The sequence below is a fragment of the Rhodococcus quanlei genome (genome assembly GCF_055231015.1).
Genome location: NZ_JBUYWD010000024.1, coordinates 1 through 19,306, shown reverse-complemented (window position 1 = coordinate 19,306; position 19,306 = coordinate 1). Strand labels below are relative to the sequence as shown.

19 protein-coding genes are annotated in these 19,306 nt (G+C 64.4%); 6 read left to right on the top strand and 13 right to left on the bottom strand.

Annotated elements, in window-relative coordinates; translation table 11 throughout:
- Positions 1 to 56: 56 nt before the first annotated feature.
- The 5 genes from ACZI8Q_RS17290 to ACZI8Q_RS17270 form a co-directional block, all read right to left on the bottom strand.
- Positions 57 to 1,001, bottom strand: coding sequence for an intradiol ring-cleavage dioxygenase (locus ACZI8Q_RS17290; protein ID WP_463374799.1), 945 nt, complete (start codon positions 999 to 1,001; stop codon positions 57 to 59).
- A 107-nt stretch (positions 1,002 to 1,108) separates the two neighbouring features.
- Positions 1,109 to 1,876, bottom strand: coding sequence for a pirin family protein (locus ACZI8Q_RS17285; protein WP_463374798.1), 768 nt, complete (start codon positions 1,874 to 1,876; stop codon positions 1,109 to 1,111).
- A gap of 88 nt (positions 1,877 to 1,964) precedes the next feature.
- Positions 1,965 to 2,744 (bottom strand): pirin family protein, encoded by a 780-nt coding sequence (locus ACZI8Q_RS17280; RefSeq protein ID WP_463374797.1) that lies wholly within the window; start codon positions 2,742 to 2,744, stop codon positions 1,965 to 1,967.
- Positions 2,745 to 2,803: 59 nt separating this feature from the next.
- On the bottom strand, positions 2,804 to 3,766 hold the full coding sequence (locus tag ACZI8Q_RS17275) for a pirin family protein (RefSeq protein ID WP_463374796.1): 963 nt from the start codon (positions 3,764 to 3,766) through the stop codon (positions 2,804 to 2,806).
- A gap of 82 nt (positions 3,767 to 3,848) precedes the next feature.
- Entirely contained in the window at positions 3,849 to 4,115 is a 267-nt protein-coding gene (locus tag ACZI8Q_RS17270) for a helix-turn-helix domain-containing protein (protein WP_463374795.1), read from the bottom strand.
- 101 nt (positions 4,116 to 4,216) lie between these two features.
- Here ACZI8Q_RS17270 and map point away from each other — a divergent pair, with 101 nt between their 5' ends.
- From map to ACZI8Q_RS17255, 3 genes are read left to right on the top strand one after another with little or no spacing between them, the layout of a single operon-like run.
- On the top strand, positions 4,217 to 4,987 hold the full coding sequence (gene map, locus ACZI8Q_RS17265; protein WP_463374794.1) for a type I methionyl aminopeptidase: 771 nt from the start codon (positions 4,217 to 4,219) through the stop codon (positions 4,985 to 4,987).
- Between the two features lie 9 nt (positions 4,988 to 4,996).
- The gene (locus ACZI8Q_RS17260; RefSeq protein ID WP_463374793.1) at positions 4,997 to 5,635 is read left to right on the top strand and encodes an alpha/beta hydrolase family protein; all 639 of its coding nucleotides are present in this window, start codon (positions 4,997 to 4,999) and stop codon (positions 5,633 to 5,635) included.
- Entirely contained in the window at positions 5,632 to 6,561 is a 930-nt protein-coding gene (locus tag ACZI8Q_RS17255; protein ID WP_463374792.1) for an alpha/beta fold hydrolase, read from the top strand. Before ACZI8Q_RS17260 ends, ACZI8Q_RS17255 begins: the two co-directional genes overlap by 4 nt.
- A 37-nt stretch (positions 6,562 to 6,598) precedes the next feature.
- Here ACZI8Q_RS17255 and ACZI8Q_RS17250 read toward each other — a convergent pair whose 3' ends face one another.
- Together ACZI8Q_RS17250 and ACZI8Q_RS17245 are read right to left on the bottom strand one after the other, a co-directional pair.
- A complete protein-coding gene (locus ACZI8Q_RS17250; RefSeq protein ID WP_463374791.1) occupies positions 6,599 to 7,045 on the bottom strand; it encodes a hypothetical protein in 447 nt (148 codons plus the stop codon).
- Positions 7,046 to 7,116: 71 nt separating this feature from the next.
- Positions 7,117 to 7,716: a phosphoribosylanthranilate isomerase gene (locus tag ACZI8Q_RS17245; RefSeq protein ID WP_463374902.1), complete on the bottom strand. Its 600-nt coding sequence runs from the start codon at positions 7,714 to 7,716 to the stop codon at positions 7,117 to 7,119.
- 108 nt (positions 7,717 to 7,824) lie between these two features.
- On the opposite strand from ACZI8Q_RS17245, the gene ACZI8Q_RS17240 reads away from it, so the two are divergent.
- Complete coding sequence (locus ACZI8Q_RS17240; RefSeq protein WP_463374790.1) at positions 7,825 to 9,054, top strand: acyl-CoA dehydrogenase family protein; 1,230 nt, start codon at positions 7,825 to 7,827, stop codon at positions 9,052 to 9,054.
- Between the two features lie 4 nt (positions 9,055 to 9,058).
- Here the strand turns inward: ACZI8Q_RS17240 and ACZI8Q_RS17235 are convergent, their stop codons facing one another.
- The 4 genes from ACZI8Q_RS17235 to ACZI8Q_RS17220 form a co-directional block, all read right to left on the bottom strand.
- Entirely contained in the window at positions 9,059 to 10,144 is a 1,086-nt protein-coding gene (locus ACZI8Q_RS17235) for a class I SAM-dependent methyltransferase (RefSeq protein ID WP_463374789.1), read from the bottom strand.
- Between the two features lie 73 nt (positions 10,145 to 10,217).
- Complete coding sequence (locus tag ACZI8Q_RS17230; RefSeq protein ID WP_463374788.1) at positions 10,218 to 11,036, bottom strand: alpha/beta fold hydrolase; 819 nt, start codon at positions 11,034 to 11,036, stop codon at positions 10,218 to 10,220.
- Positions 11,033 to 12,619 carry an ABC-F family ATP-binding cassette domain-containing protein gene (locus ACZI8Q_RS17225; protein ID WP_463374901.1) on the bottom strand — a complete coding sequence of 529 codons (1,587 nt, stop codon included), beginning with the start codon at positions 12,617 to 12,619 and terminating at the stop codon, positions 11,033 to 11,035. The genes ACZI8Q_RS17230 and ACZI8Q_RS17225 overlap by 4 nt, the downstream gene beginning before the upstream one ends.
- 166 nt (positions 12,620 to 12,785) lie before the next feature.
- Positions 12,786 to 13,343 (bottom strand): hypothetical protein, encoded by a 558-nt coding sequence (locus tag ACZI8Q_RS17220; RefSeq protein WP_463374787.1) that lies wholly within the window; start codon positions 13,341 to 13,343, stop codon positions 12,786 to 12,788.
- Positions 13,344 to 13,420: 77 nt separating this feature from the next.
- Here ACZI8Q_RS17220 and ACZI8Q_RS17215 point away from each other — a divergent pair, with 77 nt between their 5' ends.
- On the top strand, positions 13,421 to 15,193 hold the full coding sequence (locus ACZI8Q_RS17215) for a penicillin-binding transpeptidase domain-containing protein (protein ID WP_463374786.1): 1,773 nt from the start codon (positions 13,421 to 13,423) through the stop codon (positions 15,191 to 15,193).
- Between the two features lie 96 nt (positions 15,194 to 15,289).
- A complete protein-coding gene (locus ACZI8Q_RS17210; protein WP_463374785.1) occupies positions 15,290 to 16,978 on the top strand; it encodes an NTF2-like N-terminal transpeptidase domain-containing protein in 1,689 nt (562 codons plus the stop codon).
- 30 nt (positions 16,979 to 17,008) lie between these two features.
- Here the strand turns inward: ACZI8Q_RS17210 and ACZI8Q_RS17205 are convergent, their stop codons facing one another.
- Together ACZI8Q_RS17205 and ACZI8Q_RS17200 are read right to left on the bottom strand one after the other, a co-directional pair.
- On the bottom strand, positions 17,009 to 18,481 hold the full coding sequence (locus ACZI8Q_RS17205) for a peptide MFS transporter (RefSeq protein ID WP_463374784.1): 1,473 nt from the start codon (positions 18,479 to 18,481) through the stop codon (positions 17,009 to 17,011).
- A 40-nt stretch (positions 18,482 to 18,521) separates the two neighbouring features.
- Positions 18,522 to 18,893, bottom strand: coding sequence for a DUF3054 domain-containing protein (locus ACZI8Q_RS17200; protein WP_463374783.1), 372 nt, complete (start codon positions 18,891 to 18,893; stop codon positions 18,522 to 18,524).
- Positions 18,894 to 19,306: the final 413 nt, after the last annotated feature.

Genomic DNA, 19,306 nt, shown 5'->3' with positions numbered 1-19,306 from the left:
TCCTCCTGTCTACCCGACCCTCACGGCGGGCTCCACAGTTCCGGCAGACCGGTGCGTCACACGTCGATCCCCAGATTGATCACCGCCAGGTAGCCGTCGCCCTGAGGTGCGACGGTCATGAGACCCGTTTCGTCGAAGATGTTGTCCTCGGCGTTGGTGGTGTTGCTTTCCCGGCCGGTGTGCTGGCTGTACGGAGGCACTGCGTTCACCTCGTCGATGAGGGCTTCGTCGAAGAAGAGTTGAGTGGTGAGCACCGTCGCCTTGTCGATGTGCACCTTCACGTGGATATGGGTGGTCCGCCCCTGGTACCAGCCCGGAAAGATGGTCGTGAACTTCGCGATGCCGTCTGCGGCGGTGGGCTGTGCGCCGCGCAGGTAGGTGCCGTCGTCGGTGGGAGTGGACTCGGAGTCGCCGACACTGTACGAACCGTTGGACGTCTCACCCGATCCGGAGATCGCGCCGGGGCCACCACTCTCGGGCGGTACGCCGCCGTCCGGTGGACCGCCCATACCGCCGTTGGGAGGCGGTCCGCCCATACCGCCGTTGGGAGGCGGTCCGCCCATACCGCCGCTCGACCCGGACTCGAAGCCGGAGTAGACGCCACCGGCGTCGCAGTGCCAGATTTCGACAACGGCACCGGATACCGCGCTGGCACCGGACCCGTCGGCTGGGCAGCCGGTCACATCTTGGACGCGCAATGCCAGGTCAAGCGTGGTTCCGGGGCGGTCTTCGCGAATATCGGTCCGGATCGAGTCGACGTCGAACCAGTACGGTCCTTGGGTTTCTTCGAGACTCATCACGCAGTTCGGAGCCTGTGCCAGCAGTTCGGTCACCGTGGCCCCCGTTGCATTCGTCGTCGCTGGAGGCGAAGTGCTGGGCGTGGAGGAACTGCTTCCGCCACCACATGCTGCGATCAGTCCGCCGAGACCGATGGTGCCACCGAGAGTGAGCGCTCGTCTACGACTGATGCGCGCTCGGCTCGCCTGTACGTCCTCGTTCACGCTGTACCTCCATGATTGTTCTGTCGAACCGATTCTGGCGGGCGTGGCTGGTGTGGAACTGGACGTCGGCTGTGAATTCCCTGGCAGTGTGAGGCACCGACGAGCGGTCAGGCCCCGATACGCGAGTGCATTTCCCAGACGATCAGCTCCGCGCCGTCGTGGGAGGTGATCTGCTGGCCACCCGAGTTGGAGAGACGGACTGCGTCGCCCTCGTAGAGTTCGCCTACCCCTTCCATCTCGGCGACACCTTGCGTCACGAATATATGCAGGTAGGGAGCCTCGGGGATGGTGATCGCGCGGCCCGGCTGTACACGTGCGACGTGCATGGCCGCGTTCTTGTTGTTGATCCGAATGGCCGCGTGTTCCTTGTAGGCTTTCATCCCCGACGCGATGGGTACGAGGCCGCCGGCGAGTAGTTCGTGGTCTACCTCGAGTTGTTCGTAACCGGGGGTGAGCCCGGGCTCGTCGGGCACTACCCACATCTGGACGAAGTGCACCGGCTCGTGGGCTTGGTGGTTGTCCCGGACGCGCCAGCTGTCGTTCTTTTCCGAGTGCATGATGCCTTTGCCTGCACTCATACGCTGCGCGAGCCCCGGGTAGATGATGCCGGAATGGCCGATGGAGTCCTGATGCACGAGTGAACCACGTAGCACCCACGTGACGATTTCCATGTCTTTGTGCGGGTGCGTTTCGAAACCGGCATCCGGTAGGACGGTGTCGTCGTTGTTCACCAGGAGCAAGCCGTGGTGTGTGTTGTCGGGGTCGTAGTGCTGTCCGAACGAGAACGAATGTTTGGAATCCAACCAGGAGACCCGGGTTTTCAACCGATCGCCGGCGCGATGAACATAGACGTGCGGGGTGGTGACTACAGGCATGTCGGGGGTCCTCCTTCGGGCTGTACCCGTCCCAGGATACGAGTTCGGTGCCTTTGATTCCGGACTGCTGGTACCGATTCCATATCGTTCAGGGCGTGATCGTTGCGCCCTTCGTGAACCCTGCGTGCATTTCCCAGACCAGTACTTCGGCGCTGTCGATTGCCGAGATTCGTTGACCTCCTGTGTATGTCATTCGTACGGCGTCTCCCTGGTGCAGTGTTCCGGACCCTTCCATGTCGACCGCTCCGCTTGCCACGAAGACGTGGACGTAGGGCGCTTCGGGGACGGTCACCGACTGACCGGCCTCGAGTCGGGCGGCGTAGAACGCGGTGTGCCGGTTACGGATACCGATCGCAGCGTCACCGGCGTGGCGCCTCGATCCCGATGCGACGGTGACCAGCCGTCCACTTGCCAGCTCGTCGGTGACATCAAGTTCCTGGTACTCCGGTACCAATCCCGAATCGTCCGGCGGAACCCACATCTGAACGACATGTACGGGTTCGGTGACGCGTTCGCCGCCGGCTCGAATCCTGTCGTTGCGTTCGGAGTGCAGGATGCCCGAGCCGGCGCCCATCCGCTGCGCGAGGCCGGGGCGGACGAGGCCCGAATGGCCAGCGGAGTCCTGGTGGATCAGTGAGCCGCTGAGTACCCAGGTGACGATCTCCATGTCCTCGTGCGGGTGGGTGTCGAACCCTTCGCCCGCGAACACGGTGTCTTCGTTGTGCACCATCAGCATCCCGTGCGCGTGCTCTCGCAGGTCGAAGTTACCTGCCATGGGGAAGCTGTGATGCGCGTCGAGCCAGCCGTATCTCAGGTGTCGACGGTCCGCGCTGCGGTGAATCTCGACCATGCTCGCGGGTGTGGTCATGGTGGCTCCTTGGGCTTCGCCCTGTGAGTGGTTGAGGGGTGTAGAGGCTCGTTAACCACTCACAGGGCAGGAGGCCCGTCAGGGATCGATCCGAGTCGCCCGGCCTGGAAGTCCTCGAACGCCTCGATGACCTCGGCTCGCGTATTCATGACGAACGGACCGGCCATCGCCACTGGTTCGCGCAACGGTTTTCCGCCGAGGATGAGGACTTCGAGCGATTCGGAGCGCCCATCCTGGGTGTCTGCCCCGGCGACGGTGATCGTGTCGCCTCTGCCGAACACGACGGTCTGTCCGCTGTGAACCGGCCTGCGCTCGGCGCCCACCGTGCCGTGGCCGGCCATGACGTAGACGAGAGCGTTGTAGCCGGGGTTCCAGCGCAGCGTGAGGGAGGCGCCGGGCGCCACCGTGGTGTGCGACAGCGCGATGGGTGTGTGCGTCGAACCGGGGCCTTGATGACCCGCGATCTCACCGGCGATGACACGGATGAGGGCCCCTCCGTCCTGCGACGAGAGCAGCGCGATCTTGCTGCCGGTGATGTCCTGATAGCGGGGTGCAGTCATTTTGGCGTTGCGCGGGAGGTTGACCCACAACTGCATGCCATGGAACAGGCCGCCGCTCATGACCAGGTGTTCGGGCGGCGCTTCGATATGCAGGATTCCGCCGCCTGCTGTCATCCACTGGGTGTCGCCGGCGCCGATGGTTCCGCCACCCCCGTTGGAGTCCTGATGCTCCATGATGCCGTCGATCATGTAGGTGACGGTTTCGAAGCCGCGGTGCGGGTGCCAGGCCGTGCCCTTGGGCTCGCCAGGCGCATAGTTCACCTCGCCCATTTGGTCCATGTGGATGAACGGGTCCAACGCCGACATGTCGACCCCGGCGAAGGCGCGGTGGACCGGAAAGCCTTCGCCTTCGTAACCGGTGGGCGCTGTGGTGACAGCACGAACGGGCCGGTCGATGTCGGTAAGCATGGGCACGTCGACGCGGGGGAGGGTGAGGATGTTGTCGACAGTCACTGCAGGCATGGGAGCCTCCGCTTCAGATAGTTAAAGATTCAACTAATACTGCTTGGTTCAACGCTGGTCGAACTGGAGTATTCCCGCGGCGCTATCCGGCCTCTTCGAGCGCTGCCGCGGATATGCACGTGTCGGCAAGTTCTTGCAACGACACTGGTAGGACCGCCGACAGTGCGGCGACAGTCGTGAAGGCGGGGGTTGCCATCCGGCCGGTTTCGATCTTGCGAAGGGTCTCAGGGGAGATCGACGCGGCGCGAGCTACGTCGGTGAGTGTCCGATCGCCACGAGCGTGCCTGAGTAGTGCACCCAGTCGCTTGCCGCCTTCGCGCTGCGCAGGAGTGAGGGGGAGTCGCACCATGTGGTCGAGTCTACCGTGTCCGGTATTTTAATACCGAACTCTGCGTTAGGGTGGTATTTGTATACCGCCTTGCCTGAGTGGGCAGAATGGGAGATGGCCGAATGCTGGAACTGAAGACCCAGGACGAGATCGAGAAGATGAACGTGACGGGCACCTTCATCGCCGAACTCCTCGACGACCTCGGTGGTCTCGCCGGCGTCGGCATCAACCTGCTCGACCTCGAGAACCGGGCGCGCGAACTCATCCACGAACGCGGCGCGGTGTCCTGCTATTGGGATTACGCGCCATCGTTCGGAAGCGGCCCGTTCCGGAATGTCATCTGCCTGTCGGTCAATGACGCCGTGCTCCACGGTCTGCCATTCGACTACCAGCTCGTAGACGGAGACCTGCTCAGCATGGATATCGCGGTGTCGATAAACGGGTGGGTCGCGGATTCGGCGCGCAGCATTATCGTCGGCACCGCCAAGGACGAGGACGAACGGCTGATCGAGTCCACGACAGTGGCGCTCGATGCCGGCATCGCTGCCGCACAGGCAGGTAACAAGCTGGGCGATATCTCCGCCGCGATCGGCAAGGTCGCCGCCGATTACGGATACCCGGTCAACACCGAGTTCGGTGGGCATGGACTGGGCCGGACCATGCACGAGGATCCGCACGTGTCCAACATGGGCCGTGCCGGTCGTGGCCTGACGCTTCGCCCGGGCCTGACCCTCGCCCTCGAGCCCTGGTTCGCCCGCACCACCGACGAGATCGTCTACGACCCCGACGGGTGGACGATCCGGTCGGCAGACGGCTCCCGCACCGCCCACAGTGAGCACACCATCGCCGTCACCGAGGACGGCCCGCGCATTCTCACCCAGTCGTTGACCTAACGTGAGGTCATGAGCGAGGTTCTGGATCGAGACGGTGTCCGCGGCGTCCTGCATCGACCGGCGGGGGAAGTCGTCGGTGCGCTTGCGTTGACTCACGGGGCCGGCAGCGACTGCAACACCGTTCTCCTGACCGCCTTGGCAGAAGCATTTGCCGCGCAAGGGGTCCTCGTATTGCGCTTCGACCTGCCGTTTCGGGTGCGGCGACCCTCCGGCCCACCCCACCCGTCGAAGGCGGCCGAGGACCGTGACGGGGTACGCGCCGCGGTTGGTGTCCTGCGTGAGCTCACGGATCGGCCGATCGTGGCCGGAGGCCACTCGTACGGCGGACGTCAGGCGAGCATGGTGGCGGCCCAATCGAGTAACGCCGTTGACGGACTCGTTCTTCTCTCCTATCCGCTGCACCCGCCCGCAAAGCCCGAGAAGATGCGCACCGAACACCTGCCCGACCTCGAAACACCGACGATCGTGGTCCACGGTTCCAAGGATCCTTTCGCAACGACCGACGAGGTGCGGGCCGCTCTCGACCTCATCCCGGCACGTGTCACTCTGATCGAGTTCGAGGGCGCAAAGCACGACCTGGACATCGCGAAGTACCCGGTGGTGCAACGTGTGGTGTCGTCGATGCTCTCCGATATGTTCGGACGATGAGCTACGCGTACGAGTCTCAGCGCACACCCACTGCCGGGGAGCCGGGGTGGTTCACGTCCGCGCTGGAAGCGCACGTCGACCGGGGAGCGATCGATCTGGCGGGTGCAGACGTGCACTTCCGGGCCTGGGGCCCCAGCGGTTCACCCGGAATCGTGTTGATTCACGGTGGTGCGGCCCACAGTCGGTGGTGGGACCACATCGCACCCTTCCTCGCCGAGGACAGGAGGGTGGTGGCACTCGACCTGACCGGGCACGGCGACAGCGGGCGCCGGGAGAAATACGGCCTCGAGCAGTGGGCGGAAGAGGCTCTTGCCGTGGCGGAACCGGCAGGGATCACCGGCGCGCCGATTTTCGTCGGACACAGCATGGGTGGGTTGGTCTCGTTCGCGGCCGCCCGGTTGTTCGGTGAGGAACTCGGCGGGGTCGCGCTCATCGACTCCCCGGTTCGCGCCCGGACTCCGGAAGAGGAGGAGGCGCGGGCCCGGCAGTATTTCGCCCCACCGAAACCGTATTCGAGCGCGGCCAGCGCCCTTGCTCACTTCCGGCTCGTCCCGCCGCAGCAATCGGCTCTGCCGTACGTGTTCGATCACATCGCACGGACATCGATGCGCGAAGTGAATGGCGCCTGGGGGTGGAAGTTCGATCCAACGTTCTTCCACCGCAGTGGCAGTGAACATCTGGGTGCTGACGACCCGCGCTGCCGCATCGCCTTCTTTCGCGCCGAACACGGAATCGTGTCCGAGGAGATGGTGGCCGACATGCGGCGACGCTTCGGTCCGTCCGCGATATTCGCGGACATCCCCGACGCCGGCCACCACGCGATGATCGATCAGCCGCTTTCGTTGGTCACCGGTATCCGCACCGTCCTCGGATCGTGGGCGGCCGACGACCGCACGGCCGGGCGAATGTCACAGCGGTTCGCGTGAGCCGAACCGGTGTGACATTCGCCGAGGGAGGGGTGGCCTACTCGGCCGGCTGCGGAACGGTGATGTTGGTGTTCACACCGGGTACCAGCACGCAGGTTTCGTTCTCGGCGTTGGTGTAGACGCCGTAGACGGCGGCGCTGACGTGTCCCGGCCCGGACTCGACGAGTGCCTCCGGTTCGCCGTCGTCGGAGAGAGCGAGCGGCACGGCGCCGAACTGCCAGGTATCGGTGTTGACCCATGCGACGTTCGCGCCGACGCCGGTACCCTCGTCGATCTCGAAGTTGACACTGCCGGCGGGCACCTCGTCCGAGTTGGCTTCGGCGACTACGGTGCCTTCTCCGAGTCCGGCCGGGCAGAGGAACGTCGTCGGTGCGGGATTGTCGAACTCCGTTTCGGCGGTTGCCACCGCCGGTGCCAGGAGTACACCTGCCGTACACAAACCCGCGACCGCCGACGCCCGCTTCAGATGCATCGAGACTGTCATGTTCGATCTCCTCTCATCGCTTACCGCGCCCGAAACGAGTCGGGCAGGCGTGTCCGCGCCTGGTACGCATGCTAAACGTCACGCACTGCCGCGACGAACTGTGCCATCAGGTCGTGGTCTTTGACGCCGCGAGACGACTCGACCCCACTGGACACGTCGACACCGGCCGCGCCGGTGGCTCTCAGCGCATCGGAGACGTTGCGCGGTTGCAGCCCGCCCGCGAGGATCCATGGCCCGTTCGGTACTGCTGAACGGGCCGACCAATCCCACGGAATGCCCGCACCGGCGCTGGCGCCATCGAGTAGTAGCCGGTCCTCGCCGAAGTCGAGGTCGTACCCGTCCCGTACGTGGCCGGCCACCGCGGCCCGGATCACCTCGAGTCCCGCATCGTGCAACCGGCGAACTTGCTCGGACGATGACAGGTCGTGCACCTGCACGGTGCTCAGACCGGCGGTTCGCGCAGCGGTGATGATCTCGTCGACGGGGTTCGACTTGAACACGCCGACCGCGAGCACCGAATCGGGTACACGCCGGACCAGGACCGACGCTTCGTCCGGCCGAACCTGGCGGCAGCTGTCTGCGAAGACGAACCCGACGGCGTCGATATTCAGGCTCGTGGCGACATCGACGCTCGCGTCGTCGCGCAGTCCGCAGATCTTGATGAACGTCACCATTGGAGGATACGGGAGCCGGTTACGGGGCCCTCCTGTGCAAAAACGAGAACGTGTTCTATATTTGCGGTGTCTGCATTCTTCCCACCCCGACTTGGAGTTCCCGGCATGTATGAGTGGTCCGATACCGACCTGATGCTTCGCGACGCAGTTCGCGGGTTCATCGACAAGGAGATCCGACCGCACGTCGACAAATTGGAAAGCGGCGAGCTGCCGCCGTTCGACATCATCCGCAAGCTGTACGCCACGTTCGGCCTCGACGAGATGGCACGTGACTCGCTACAGAAATCGCTGGCGAAGGAACGCGGCGAGACTGTGGAATCCTCGGGGGACAAGTCCGCGTTCAGCGGTTCGGGGAGTATGGCGGTCATCCTGAACTCCGAGCTGGCCGGCGTCAGCCTCGGGCTCGTTGCGTCGATGGGTGTCAGTCTCGGCCTCACCGTGGGCTCCATCCGCAGCCGCGGAACGCTCGCGCAGAAGGAGCGGTGGTTGCCCGGACTCGTCACCTTCGAGAAGGTGGGAGCCTGGGCGATCACCGAGCCCGACTCTGGATCGGATGCTTTCGGCGGCATGAAGTCGTACGTGCGGCGCGACGGTGAGGATTACATCCTCAACGGACACAAGACGTTCATCACCAACGGCCCGTACGCCGACGTCATCGTCGTGTACGCCAAGGTCGACGAGGGCGATTCCTCGATCGACCGTCGTGATCGCAAGGTGCTCACCTTCGTTCTCGATGCCGGCATGGAGGGGCTCACGCTCAGCCCGCCGTTCAAGAAGATGGGCATGAACTCCTCGCCCACCGGCGAACTGTTCTTCGACAACGTCCGCATCTCCAAGGACCGCCTCCTCGGTGAGACCGAGGACGGTGGGAAGTCGGATGGAAAGACCAGCGCCAAGGAAAGTTTCGCGGCCGAGCGCATCGGTATCGCGTCCCTCGCACTCGGGATCATCAACGAATGCCACCGTCTGAGCGTCGAGTACGCCAAGTCGAGGACGCTGTGGGGCAAGGAAATCGGGCAGTTCCAGCTGATCCAGCTCAAGCTCGCCGAGATGGAGATCGCCCGCATCAATGTGCAGAACATGGTGTTCAACGCGATCGAGCGCACCGCCGCCGGCGACAAGGTGACCCTCGCCGAGGCCTCCGCCATGAAGCTGTATTCGTCCCGCGCTGCAACGGAAGTCGCGATGGAAGCAGTGCAGTTGTTCGGTGGAAACGGATACATGGCCGAATACAAGGTGGAGCAGCTCGCTCGCGACGCCAAGTCGCTGATGATCTATGCGGGCAGCAACGAAATCCAGGTCACCCACATCGCCAAGGGGCTGCTGGGCGCCTGAGAACTCAGCTCGGCGCGGTGAAGCGGTAGAACCGCCAGAAACCGAAGTTCTCGATGGGGAGCACCGTCATGTCGACGAACCCGGCATCGTTCGCGTAGGCACGAAGGGTGTCGGTCCGCATGACGGTGCCGGTCCCGACGCTGGGCTGTGAGCTCATGCCGTCTGGCAGGCACACGAGCAGGCTGAACCCGTACATCAGCCGCTCGGTGTCGTCGAGTCCCCGAGCGCCGTCGGGCGGGGCGAAAGCGTCGCCGACGGCCTCATCCATCACGATGAGGGGGCCGCCGGGGACAAGAGCACGTCGTATCGACGACAGCACCTCGACCGGTCGGGGCATGTCGTGAACGCATTCGAAGGCGAACGCTGCGTCGAACGATGCGGTCGGTAGGTCGACGGCATCGATCTCGATGAAGGACACCCGATTCGCGAGATCGGGGTATGCACAGAGGTTCGCCTCGGCGAGTTCTACGGATGCGTGGTCGATGTCGAAGCCGCGCAAGCTCGCCCCCGGATACGCGTGTGCCAGCGAGATGGTGGACCACCCACTGCCGCAACCGATGTCTGCGATGGCCGTTTCGGGGCGGCGCAGCAGCGCATCCAGGTCGGGAACGGAGGCAAGTGCCTCGGCGAGCATCTGTTGGTACCACGGCCTGTTCATGTCGGCCTGCGATTCGCGGGCGTCGGTGCCGAACTGTGCCCAGCTCACACCGCCGCCCGATCGGTAGGCATCCAATAGTGCGGGGAGTTCTACTGCGGCGCCACAGAACATGCGTGCCAACGGAGCCGTGAACATCAGGCTGTCGGAATCGGTGAGTACTTCTGCGGCGCCCGCCGGCAAAGTGAAGCGCCGTGGAGTGGCGTCGTCGCTTGTCAGCATGCCGGTGACTGCCTGCTGCTCGAGCCATTCGCGCGCATATCGGGCATTCGTACCCGTTCTCTCGGCCAACTCGTTCGCGCTGGCCGGACCGTCGTCAGCGAGACTGCGATACCAGCCGAGACGATCACCCAGATAGACGGCGATCATGTCGACGGCGCCGAGGGACGCGTCGACGATGCGCTGGGACACTGCCTCGGCAGATCGACCTGTCATGGGATTCACTTCCAGCGTGCACTGTCCGGCGGAGTTTCCGTCCCTCCATCGTCCTCCGCCAGAGGACTGGTCGTCAGGCGAACTGACCGGCGAAGACGAGGAACGGTGCCACCACGCGAAGGACTTCGTCGGTCGCCCCGATGGTGGTCGAGTGATCGAAGCCGTCGATGACTGCCAGTCGGGCACCGGGGATCGACGAGGAAAGTTCTTCGGTGTCCCGCAGGCGTTCGACGTCCTCCGAGCCCACGAAGAGCAAAGTGGGCACCCTCAACCTGTGGAGCGACTCCGGCGATACCCCCGGCTCGACGGCGCATCGGCGCATGTACGCAGCGAGCGCGACGGAGTCGTTCGCCGTGAACGCGGCCCGGGTGCCCGGGTCGATGGGCCACTCCCGAACCGCGGACCACTCGGTCAGAAACGCGTCCATGCCACGATCCTCGAGCACACCGACACATCCGGGAAAGAACAACCGGTCGAAGACCCCCGCTTGCGGCTTGCTGCTCCCGCCACCCACGATCAGCGCATTCACCCGCTCCGGCGCCCGCTCCGCAACCGACAGCGCCACCCGGCCGCCGAACGAGTACCCGAGAACGCTCGCGCTCGGTACGCCCACCCGGTCCAACACGGCGAGGATGTCACCGCTCACCAAGTCCATCGCGTAGGCGTCCGGGTCGTGAGGTTTCTCGCTGCGACCGTGGCCACGCAGGTCCACGAGGATCAGCCGATGGTCGTCACGGAGCGCCCGCACGTACCCGAACCCACGCCAGATGGCACGGGAGAGGGCCGTTCCATGCAGCAGTACCAGCGGCGGGCCCGAGCCGATGGTTTCGTAGGCAACGGCCGTACCGTCCACCGGGTTCTTCGCGTACTCCACCCCGTCAGTCTGCCTCACTCCTCGACCACCCCGTGGCCGGTGAGAGTGAGAGTTCGGGTGACTCCGATTTCACGAAGGAACTCCTTGTCGTGGCTCACCACCAGCAGCGCGCCCCGGTAGCTGTTCAGCGCCTGGGTGAGATGGGCGAGGCTCGGCAGGTCGAGATTGTTGGTCGGTTCGTCCAGCAGCAACAGTTTCGGTGCCGGCTCCGCGAGCAGGATCGTCGCGAGGGCCGCGCGCAGCCGTTCCCCGCCGGACAGCGCCGACGCCGGTTTGTCGGAATCGTTGCCACGGAACAAAAACCGCGCAAGTTGTGCCCGTACCCGCTCGGGTGACGCATGTGGCGCAGCGAGCGCAACGTTGTCCGCCACGGACAATGCTTCGTCGAACACGTCGAGACGCTGCGGCAGCGCCTTGTACGGCGTCCGCGGACCGGAATCCACCACCGCGTCGAGGAACGTGGTCTTCCCGATGCCGTTCGGCCCCGCCAGTGCAATCCGCTCGGGGCCAACGATGTTCAGCGACACGATTTGGCCCGACCGAAGCGTGGTGTCGCTCGCCTCCACCACCACCTGCCCGGAATGGACGGTGGTTGCCGGCAGCTCCACCTTGACCTCACGGTCGTCCCGCAAGGCAGACTCGGCCTCGGCGAGTGCCTGCTTCGCGTCGTCCAGTTTGGCAATATGATTGCCGCGCAACTTTCCTGCCGACTCCTCGGCCTGCCGCTTTCGTTGACCCATGACGATCTTCGGTTCACGCTTGTTCTCGTACATCTTCTGGCCGTACCGTTTTCGACGGTCCAGCTTGATCCGTGCCTCGATCAGCTCCCGTTTCTGCTTCTGCATGTCGGCACGTGCATCGCGGACGGTCGCTTCGGCGGCCGCCTGTTCAGTGGCGACGATCTCCTCGTACGCGGTGTAATTGCCCCCGAACAACCGAAGTTCGCCGCCACGCAGTTCGGCGATCGAATCCATGCGATCGAGCAGCGCCCTGTCATGGCTCACCACCACGGTCGTCCCGGAGAACTGCTGGACCACGGAATACAGGCGTTCGCGGGCGGACTCGTCGAGATTGTTCGTCGGTTCGTCGAGGAGAAGCACCGTCGGATTGCGCAGAAGCTGCGCGGTGATCCCGAGCAGTACGGTTTCGCCTCCCGAGAGCGCACCCACCGTGCGATCGAGATCGCCCACAGAGGAGACGATCGACTCGAGTCCGAGACGGTGAAGCAGCGACAAGGCGAATTCCTCGATATCCCAGTCGTCGTGCACAGTCTCGAAGTCGCTCGGCTCACCGTCGCCGGATTCGATGCGATGCAGTGCTTTCCGAATTCCGTCGATACCGAGCAAGCGGTCGACGCGTACGTCCGTACCGAGGGTGATGTCCTGCGGAAGGTATGCGAGTGTCCCTGCGACCGTGACCGAACCCCTCTCCGGCGCGTTGCATCCGGCAATCAGACGCAACAGTGTGGACTTGCCCGACCCGTTCAGCCCGACCAAGCCGGTACGGCCGGTGGGGATGACCGCGTTCAGACCGTCGAACAGGGTTTGGCCGTCGGGCCACGAGAACGTGAGATCGGAAAGTGAGAGATAGGAAGCAGACAGATTGGACACAGGCACTCCGGAGGTTGCGGCGGGCGCACAGCAATATGCGTGTACGCGGGATCGCGTGAGAAACCTCTACAGGAGCAAGTGCCCGTCTCCGTTCGTCGACATCAAGACAATTCGACAGTACGAGTGCGTTCGCTACGGCGCAACAGGTTTTCTCTCCTCAGATCTGAGGTCCCTCCGTGCGAAGGTCGTCCACCTTCGTCATCGCCTCTCGCAGTTCCGTCAGCCACTGCTCGCTGTGCTTGCCGGCCAGGCGCACCGTCCATTTGAGAGCATCCGCCCGGGACCGGGCGACTCCGGCATCAACGAGGGTGTCGAGCACCTTGCGTTCGGGCTGGCGTAGGCGCGTCATCACCGGAACCGACAGATGTGTGAACAGCGCGGAACGTCCGGACAAGGTGACGCCCCACGCAACCTTGCGTCCGTAACGGGCCTCGGCTTCGGTGGCAATGCGCATCCGGTCCGCTCGGGTGCTCTCCCGGAATCGGGAGATGCGCCCTTCGGCCGCCGCGTCGGAATCGGACTCGGCTGGGTGCAGTTCGCCGATGACCACGATCTCCTCACGATCGACCTCGACCGACGGCGGCCCGGTGAACCACTCGTCCGGGAGTCGCCCGGAAAACCACTCGGATGCGTCGCCGGCATCGGGAGCTTCTGCTTGCTGCCAGCCTCCGGTCCTGCCGAACCGTCGGTCGCCCGACGACTGTGTGTGCCTCATGACGTCCTCCAGACTCGAGAATGAATCACTGATTACATGATTACTCTCATTTTGTGCTCGGCGCCACGTTCTCAGGCATGATCGAGCAGGTGCACAACCGAACCAGTCGCCGCTCGGCCCGGAATCTGACCGCGATCGTCGCGATCTCCGCGCTCACGCTGACCGGATGTGGTCTCTTCGGCCCCGACCAACCGGACACCGTCGCGCAGCAGTTCGCAGACGCTCTCAACGACGACGACGTCGCCGCAGCGGCCGCGTTGACCACCGACCCCGATGCTGCGGCCGCCGCCATCACGGCGATGTACGACGGTCTGAACAAGGACGGGACGTTCGCCGTCGCCGGGACCGAGGATTCGGCGTTCACCCTCGATGCGACCTGGCCGTTCGGGGAGGGTCGACAGTGGTCGTATTCGACGCAGGGCACCGCGTCCGAGCAGGGGGACGACTGGAAGATCGAGTGGCAGCCCGACATTCTGGCACCGGGGATGACCGCAGGGTCGACCTTGCGCTACACCCCGACGGCTGGTGAACCCGCACAGGTGCTGTCCGCGTCCGGCGAGCCGATCCTCGAACAGCAGGTCGTCACGCTCGTGAACGTGGATCGGACGGCCGACCTGGGCGCGGTTGCCGGGTTGCTGTCGCCGATCGTCTCGACCATCACAGCGGAGTCCTTGAGCGAGCAGATCACTGCGGCGGGCGGCAAGCCCGTCACCGCCATCACTCTGCGCGCGGAAGACCTCGCACCGATCCGGGCGCAACTCGAGCAGGCTCCGGGGGTGACACTGCTGGCGCAGACCCGGCTGCTCACGACCGACAAGGCGTTGTCGTCGCCGGTTCTGGGTGGGCTCACCGAACTGTGGCAGCGCGAACATGCGGAAGCCGCCGGTTGGGCAGTGCAATCCGTCGCCGCGGACGGCACCACGGAAACTCTGGCGGGGGAGCCCGGCAAGAATGCGCCGGACATTCGGACCACGATCGAGCTGCCGCGTCAGCTGGCCGCAGAGAACGCCTTGGCTGGACTGCCGCAGGAGTCGGCGATCGTCGCGATCCGCCCCTCCACCGGTGCGCTCGTCGCCATCGCACAGAACGACGCGGCCGACGCGCAAGGCCCGATTGCCCTCACCGGCCTGTATCCACCCGGTTCGACCTTCAAGACCGTGACCACCTCGGCTGCGCTGCAGTCGGGCAACGTCAACCCGGACACGGTGCTGCCCTGTCCGGGTGTGGCCACCATCGAGGGCCGCACGATCCCGAACGACGACGAGTTCGATCTGGGTGAAGTTCCGCTGCACACCGCGTTCGCACAGTCGTGCAACACCACGATGGGGCGCCTCGCCGTGAACCTGCCACCGCAGGGTCTACACGATGCCGCCTTGCAGTTCGGTCTGGGCGTCGACTATGTGACGCCCGGGGTGACGACGGTGACCGGAAGTGTCCCGGTGGCCGAAACGCCCGCTGCTCGGGTCGAGGCGGCGATCGGGCAGGGAGCCGTCACGGCATCTCCGTTCGGGATGGCATTGGTGGCGGCGTCGATCGCAAATGGTTCGACGCCCGCGCCGATGCTGATCCAGGGCCAACCGGGTACGCCGGACCAGACCGTGCCGCCGGTCCCCGCATCGGTAACCGAACAGTTGCGGACGATGATGCGTGAAGTGGTCACCAGCGGCACGGCAACCCAACTGCAAGATATTTCCGGACTCATCGGCAAGACTGGTACCGCCGAGACCGACGGGCGACCTGCGCACGGCTGGTTCGTGGGAGTTCATGATGATCTGGCGTTCGCTGTCTTCGTGGCCGAAGGTGACAGTTCGGCACCTGCCGTGCAGGCTGCAGGGCGGTTTCTGGGGTGAACTCACCGGTAGATTTCAGGCTGAAGGTAAGTTGTAGCTGAACCGTAACGCCTTCGTAGGCAAAACGTACTTGTTACGGATGTGACGGAAAGCAAGATGGTGAGCATGGGGAACGGACGATCGGCGGTTTTCCGCAGACGCAATGTGATCGCCCTGGCTGCTGCCGTCGTGATCGCCCTCGTTGCCACGTTCTACGTCGTGTCCAACCGGCCGGAACCGACCGCCGACTCCGTCGTGGAGGATTTCATCGCGGCCCTCGGCGACGGTGATGCGGCAGCGGCCGCGGAACTGACCACTTACCCGAACGCCGCCGAGGAGACGATCGGGCAGATGTTCGAAGGTCTGGACCCGAAACGGGCCTCGTTCGACCTCAGCCAATTCGTGAAACTCAACGAAGACACCGGCTTCTTCACCATGGCCGTCAACTGGAACTTCGGCGATGGCAAGGACTGGGGCTACCAGGTGCAGGGCGGGGTACGTGCCCTGTCCATGGGGTGGCGGGTTCAGTGGGATCCCTCGGTCATGGCTCCCGACCTCGGCGCCGGGAGCAAAGTTCGCTACGACCGCACCGACGCCGCACCGCCGCTGATCTTCGACAACACCGGTACGCTGCTGATGAACGAGCAGATCATCAACGTCATCGTCCTCGACCCGGCGACGATGCCCGATCCGGTCGCCACCACGCGTCGGCTCGCCGAGGTGATCAAGCCGGTGGCCCCGCTGGTCACGTCCGAATCGATGCTCTCCGAACTGGACAAGAAGCCTGGCGAGCGGGTCGTCGCGGTGAAACTGCGGGACCAGGATTTCAACTACCTCGACCGCAACAACGCATTCGCGATCCCCGGCGTTCTCGTGGACAAGCGGCCCACCCTCATCACTGCGGACCGTCGCATCACTTCGCCGTTGGAGAATTCGCTCAGGAATGTGTGGCAGGCGAACCGCGACGAGACGGCGGGCTGGGCCGTGCACATCGTCAAGCCGGACGGAACACTGGATCGTCAGGCCGGGTTCCAGGGTCCTCCCGGACCGAACATCAACGCAACCATGGATTCGACCATTCAGCTGGCCGCCGAAGACGCGGTGGTCAGTGCCGGTACTCCGTCGGCGATCGTGGCGATTCAGCCTTCGACCGGTGCTGTGCTGGCCGCCGCCCAGAACAATCAGGCGATCGAACAGGGCCCGATCGCGTTCGAGCACCTCTACCCGGCGGGCAACACGTTGGATTTGGTGAAGAAGGCCGCCGGCCTGCAGAAGGGGGTCGACCCCAACTCGTTGTCCGCCGAAGAGATCGAGACGACCGGCCATCAGCTCGGCCTTGGCAGAAACTACGACATTCTGGGCATGGACCAGGAGACGGCGGTGTTCACCGCGAGTAGTTCCGGCATGGATCAGGCGATGAACACGGACGGCGCCTACCCGGCCGTCACACCCTTCGGCATGGCGATGTTGGCGGCATCCATCTCGCGCGGCAGCGCCCCCGTGCCGAAGATCGTGCACGGTCAGCCTGCTACTACGGAGATCCAGGCGCCCCCGCTGTCACCGGAGATCAACGAACAGCTTCGCAACATGATGCGCGACAACATCGCGCGAGGCGGCGGCTCGTACCTGAAGGGTCATCCCGGACTGATGGGCATGACCGCAGAGAGCGGTGACGACCGCTGGTTCTTCGGTTCGCGCGGCGATTTCGCGTTCGCCGTGCTTGTTGCCGACGCCGACGGCAGCGATCGTGCGGTGAAGATGGCAGACCGCCTGCTGATCGAGATGGCGGAGCGCGCCAACAAGTAGACGGCCCGCGACCGGCACGTCATGCGCGCGCTAGTGGACGCCCTTCATCATCTTCTTGATCCACGGTGAACAGATGGCCAGCAGGACACCCACCGCGATGGACCCGATGCCGATCCACAGGTAGTACGGCACCTCGTTCGTTTCGTCGTAGTACCCGGCGAGCGTGCCGGCCATCGCGGTGCCGAGGGCTACCGACAGGAAGAACAAGGCGACCATCTGGGTGTGGAACACCTTCGGGGCGAGCTTCGTCGAAATGGACAGGCCGACCGGCGAGAGGAACAGTTCGGCGAAGGTGAAGAGCAGCAGGATGCCTGCCAGGCCGAGGAGTGGTGCGCTGTTCGGTCCGCCGCCTGCCATGGGGATGAAGGCCAGGAATGCCACACCCATCAGGATCGTGCCCGCGGCGAACTTCAGGGGGGTGCCGGGCTGGCGAGGACCGAGTTTGGTCCAGGCGGCCGCGAATACACCGGCGAAGATGATGATGAAGACGGGGTTGATCGATTGCACCCAGGCGGCGGGAAACTCCCAGCCGAACAGGGTGCGGTCGAGGCGCTTGTCCGCGTACATCGCCACCATCGTGAACTGCTGCTGGAACAGCGACCAGAACACGGCGCTGGCGATGAACAACGGAATGAATGAGATCACGCGGCTGCGCTCGATCGACGTGATGTGCTTGCTCGCCAGGATGACCGCGAAGTAGATGACTGTTGCAACGACGGTGAGTGCCACCACGACGTCGGACATGTTCGCAGCCGTGATCAGGCCCGTCAGGGAGAGCACCGCCACGGCGAGGACGGCGGCTGCGCCGATGCCCATGAACTTGTTGCGTTCGTGCTGTGGCAGCGGGTTGGGCACATTGCTGCCGATGCCGTGGAGTTGCTTGCGGCCGAGCGTGTATTGGATCAGTCCGAGCGCCATGCCGACGGCGGCGAGAGCGAACCCGGCATGGAACCCGATGCGGTCTTGCGCCCAACCAGTGAGCAGTGGGCCGATCAAGGCGCCGATGTTGATGCCCATGTAGAACAACGAGAAGCCGGCGTCGCGTCGGTCGTCGTTCTCCGAGTACAGGTCGCCGACGAGCGAGGTGGCGTTCGCTTTCAGGCCGCCGCTGCCGAAGGCGATCAGGGTGAGGCCGATTCCGACGCCCCACAGTCCGGGGAAGGCCGCCAGTGAAATGTGGCCGAACATGATGAGGATCGCGCTGTAGAACAGGGTGCGTTCGGAGCCCAGGACGCGGTCTGCGATCCAGGCGCCCAGGATGGTCGACAGGTACACCGTGCCGCCGTAGGCACCGACGATGCTGGTCGCGGACGATTCTGCAATGCCGAGACCGCCGTCGCTGACCGAGTAGTACAGGTAGTAGATGAGGATGCCTTGCATCCCGTAGAAGGAGAATCGCTCCCACATCTCCACGCCGAACAGGTTGGCGAGGGGGAGCGGCTGGCCGAAGAAGCGGTGGTCCTCGCTCTTCGATTCCTGCGGTTGATCGACGGTCTCGCTCATGTTGAAGACTGTTCCAGTTGAAGGGGCAATTCGTGCCGTGTCAGCGCTGTCGTTTCCGAATCGCTGCCACAACCGCACGCCACCCGATCAGGAACACCGCCAAGACGGTACTCGCCACGATGATGAAGCTGAAGGCGGTCCCCTGGCTGCTGACCACGCGCAACAGCATTCCCACGCCGACGGTGGTGACCCACACGATCACGCCGGTCGGCAGCATCAGATATGGGTCGAACTTGTCCCGGTACAGGGCGATCGTGGCAATCCACCCGAGTGCCAGGCCGGACAGGAACGGCCACGCGGTGGTGAGCAGGCCGACCAGTGCGTTGGATTCATCATGTGTGCTGCGTCCGATGGCACAGAAGATGAGGACGAGCACGACGTCGACCAGTAGAGCGATGGAGTACTTCTTCACAGCGATCGACTCTACTTGTGCAGCCGAGTGGGACTCAGTGCACACAGGCAGCGTTCCGTGACGGAATCCGGTCGGTGAAGTCGATTTGTGTGCACTCAGTCCCGCAGGACGGGCGTGGTCCACACAATCGATCATCGGGGGCCGTATCCCCATCGCTGTCGTAGTTGCGGGACCGGAAGCGGCGGGGGCGTGCTCGACCGGACGAAGACGTGCTCGATCTTGTATCTGGTCCACCTGGACGGGCGATCGCCGACATAGTGGTAGCCGTAGTGGCCGGCAACCTGAACCCAGGGCCCCGGCAAAGTCGTTTAGACCCATGTCAGGTGGTGTGAAGTAGGTCGATCGGCCGGTGCGGGTTGCGGCTGTGGTGTCGTAACGCGGCGGCGATGTTGTCGTGGCCGGCGAGCCGGAGA

Bases quoted from the DNA above. Each gene is read 5' to 3' on its own strand.
- ACZI8Q_RS17210 (WP_463374785.1), top strand. From the start codon at position 15,290: ATGGTGAGCATGGGGAACGGACGATCGGCGGTTTTCCGCAGACGCAAT.
- ACZI8Q_RS17235 (WP_463374789.1), bottom strand. From the start codon at position 10,144: ATGACAGGTCGATCTGCCGAGGCAGTGTCCCAGCGCATCGTCGACGCG.
- ACZI8Q_RS17285 (WP_463374798.1), bottom strand. From the start codon at position 1,876: ATGCCTGTAGTCACCACCCCGCACGTCTATGTTCATCGCGCCGGCGAT.
- ACZI8Q_RS17255 (WP_463374792.1), top strand. From the start codon at position 5,632: ATGAGCTACGCGTACGAGTCTCAGCGCACACCCACTGCCGGGGAGCCG.
- ACZI8Q_RS17220 (WP_463374787.1), bottom strand. From the start codon at position 13,343: ATGAGGCACACACAGTCGTCGGGCGACCGACGGTTCGGCAGGACCGGA.
- ACZI8Q_RS17275 (WP_463374796.1), bottom strand. From the start codon at position 3,766: ATGCCTGCAGTGACTGTCGACAACATCCTCACCCTCCCCCGCGTCGAC.
- ACZI8Q_RS17240 (WP_463374790.1), top strand. From the start codon at position 7,825: ATGTATGAGTGGTCCGATACCGACCTGATGCTTCGCGACGCAGTTCGC.
- ACZI8Q_RS17280 (WP_463374797.1), bottom strand. From the start codon at position 2,744: ATGACCACACCCGCGAGCATGGTCGAGATTCACCGCAGCGCGGACCGT.
- ACZI8Q_RS17215 (WP_463374786.1), top strand. From the start codon at position 13,421: ATGATCGAGCAGGTGCACAACCGAACCAGTCGCCGCTCGGCCCGGAAT.
- ACZI8Q_RS17270 (WP_463374795.1), bottom strand. From the start codon at position 4,115: ATGGTGCGACTCCCCCTCACTCCTGCGCAGCGCGAAGGCGGCAAGCGA.
- ACZI8Q_RS17260 (WP_463374793.1), top strand. From the start codon at position 4,997: ATGAGCGAGGTTCTGGATCGAGACGGTGTCCGCGGCGTCCTGCATCGA.
- map (WP_463374794.1), top strand. From the start codon at position 4,217: ATGCTGGAACTGAAGACCCAGGACGAGATCGAGAAGATGAACGTGACG.
- ACZI8Q_RS17250 (WP_463374791.1), bottom strand. From the start codon at position 7,045: ATGACAGTCTCGATGCATCTGAAGCGGGCGTCGGCGGTCGCGGGTTTG.
- ACZI8Q_RS17205 (WP_463374784.1), bottom strand. From the start codon at position 18,481: ATGAGCGAGACCGTCGATCAACCGCAGGAATCGAAGAGCGAGGACCAC.